Genomic DNA, 2,116 nt, shown 5'->3' with positions numbered 1-2,116 from the left:
GGCGTTTTCCAGCAAAGGGCGGATGGCTTCGAATTGTTCGCGACTGATATCGCTGGGGTAAGGGGTTCTCATTGGGCAAGCATCGCCGGTCTGGAGCTAGATGAAAAGACTTTGAACAGGTTCTTAGTTACTTGGGACCGGGTGACTTGAGAGATTCACTCCCTATTTGCATAGGAACTGGAGAGTGAGACTCCCCCGGGCTATTCGACTATCCAGCCTCGCCGTAAAACACCTCTGACTACGCTAGGAGTGTGTGCGGATTGGGATGCGCCTTACCACTCCGACATCCAGCATTGATGTCGTGTCCGCTGATTGCAAATACACCATAATTGATTCAACATGTCATCATATTTGATGCGGAAAGAAAGCAATGAGAACGACTGTGACAATTGATGATGCGCTGTATGAAAGGGCGCTGGAAGTGGCTGATCCAACAATGGACAAGGCAGATTTGTTCCGTGAAGCCATCAAGACGTTTGTACGCGTTCAAGCGGCCAAGCGTCTTGCCGCCCTCGGCGCAACCACACCTGAAATGCAGGAGATTCCTCGCCGTCGTGATGATACCCAACAATGAAAGGCGTCCTTGTTGATACCTCGGTGTGGGTCAACCATTTCCGGCTACACAACGATGTGCTGGTTCATTTACTGGAGCTTGATCTGGTGATGGGACATCCGTTCATTGTTGGCGAAATCGCTTGCGGCACGCCGCCCATTCGGCGTCAAACGCTGTCTGATCTCGAAGGGTTGCAACAGACCCAACTGGCCAGCGTCCGGGAAGTCGTGGACTTTATCGAACGTGAGCACCTGTTCGGTTTGGGTTGTGGTTTGGTAGACATGATGCTGCTTGCCTCCACACTCATGACCTCAGGGGTCGAATTATGGACACTGGATAAGCGGCTCTCTGCATTGGCAGAACGTTTTGGCGTGATGTACCGTCCCGCGCTGCATTGATAGCCCCATGTAGAAGCCCACGGCCAAACCCGGATGGCCAGCGCTTGTAACTTTTTTACCGATGAAGGAGACAGCCTTGCAGCACCTGAGTAACGAAGAAATTGCACAAGTCAGTGGTGGGCTGCCGCTTGGGAATCCAAACCTTTCCTTGTTCACGATCGCAGATAAGTTTCGCAACAACGCATCGCAAACGGTGAAAGTAAAACAAGCATGAATGGGGCCATGCAGGAAATAAACCGCGCGAAAGTAGCGCAAATTTTCGGCGGTAGCTGCAGGAAACCGAATCTGCTTTTCGTGGTGTCGGTGCCGGACTACCTGGACCTGTTAGCGATCTATAGGCAATGTATGAAACAACAAGCCATTGCTCAACGAAACGATTTTTAAGCTGAAAGCATATTCAAGCATGAAGGAATTAGTCGGCGTGGAAGTTGAGCAGGTCAGCGGTGGCAGGTTATGGCCTACCGTTTTTTGGCAAATTATGATCGAAACGTCATACCGGGCCAGGACGTGCAAAAAGTCATCACAGTAAAGATGGCCCAGTTTTGTAATCGTGTCAACGCATTGTAGGAGTGCAATCATGCTGGCATTGAACAGGTCAGTGGCGGCTAGCAAGACGATAATCAGAATTGCGACTTGTTCTTTTGTACTCGCCTTAGATTCATAACAGAGTCAGCTGAATAGCCAATCACGCAGCAGGCATGCTGCCGTGCAATATTCGTTGTGGCGGCATCGTTGGGCCAACCCGTACGTAAATTGACACCCCCATGGGCGTCGAGCGTCAGGTTGGCCCATTTTGTTCTTAAGCTGCATCCAGCTGTGTACACCACATCACGTTGAGCAGAAGCAATGCAGTTCTGGCTGGAATGGTTGAAGTAAGGCGCCAGAAGTTAGCGTGCAGCAAAAGGACAAATCGGTTGCGCCGACCGAACCAATATAAATCAGTAAATACTAATTCTTCATCGTGCCCAGGGCGACCGCCCAGGGTGAATGCAACGTGTTTGGCGTATTGCCAATGAAGGAGAACCCCATGCAGTACTTAAGGGCACCTCGAATAACCCGACTTTTTGACATTACAGCGGCGTAAGTCGACCTTGCGTTGCTTCCAGACAGCCCGTTCCGGAACTTATCACTCGTCTTGCATCGCTTTCTCTCCCGAATTGGCCAT

General features: G+C 50.8%; 3 protein-coding genes. All 3 read left to right on the top strand.

Features of this window, described 5'->3' with window-relative positions; translation table 11 throughout:
• Positions 1-370 precede the first annotated feature (370 nt).
• The 3 genes from ACUHMQ_RS20500 (at position 371) to ACUHMQ_RS20490 (ending at position 1,165) form a co-directional block, all read left to right on the top strand.
• The gene (locus ACUHMQ_RS20500; RefSeq protein ID WP_445297302.1) at positions 371-574 is read left to right on the top strand and encodes a type II toxin-antitoxin system VapB family antitoxin; all 204 of its coding nucleotides are present in this window, start codon (positions 371-373) and stop codon (positions 572-574) included.
• Positions 571-951 (top strand): type II toxin-antitoxin system VapC family toxin, encoded by a 381-nt coding sequence (locus tag ACUHMQ_RS20495; protein WP_445297301.1) that lies wholly within the window; start codon positions 571-573, stop codon positions 949-951. The genes ACUHMQ_RS20500 and ACUHMQ_RS20495 overlap by 4 nt, the downstream gene beginning before the upstream one ends.
• Positions 952-1,027: 76 nt before the next feature.
• The gene (locus ACUHMQ_RS20490; RefSeq protein WP_445297300.1) at positions 1,028-1,165 is read left to right on the top strand and encodes a hypothetical protein; all 138 of its coding nucleotides are present in this window, start codon (positions 1,028-1,030) and stop codon (positions 1,163-1,165) included.
• Positions 1,166-2,116 lie beyond the last annotated feature (951 nt).

The sequence above is a fragment of the Chitinimonas violaceus genome (genome assembly GCF_052601015.1).
Note: the sequence above shows the minus strand (reverse complement) of the source record. Positions and strands in the feature narration are given on the sequence as shown.

What these genes read in the sequence shown, in the direction of transcription:
- ACUHMQ_RS20500 (WP_445297302.1), top strand. Translation starts at nt 371, where the DNA reads ATGAGAACGACTGTGACAATTGATGATGCGCTGTATGAAAGGGCGCTG.
- ACUHMQ_RS20495 (WP_445297301.1), top strand. Translation starts at nt 571, where the DNA reads ATGAAAGGCGTCCTTGTTGATACCTCGGTGTGGGTCAACCATTTCCGG.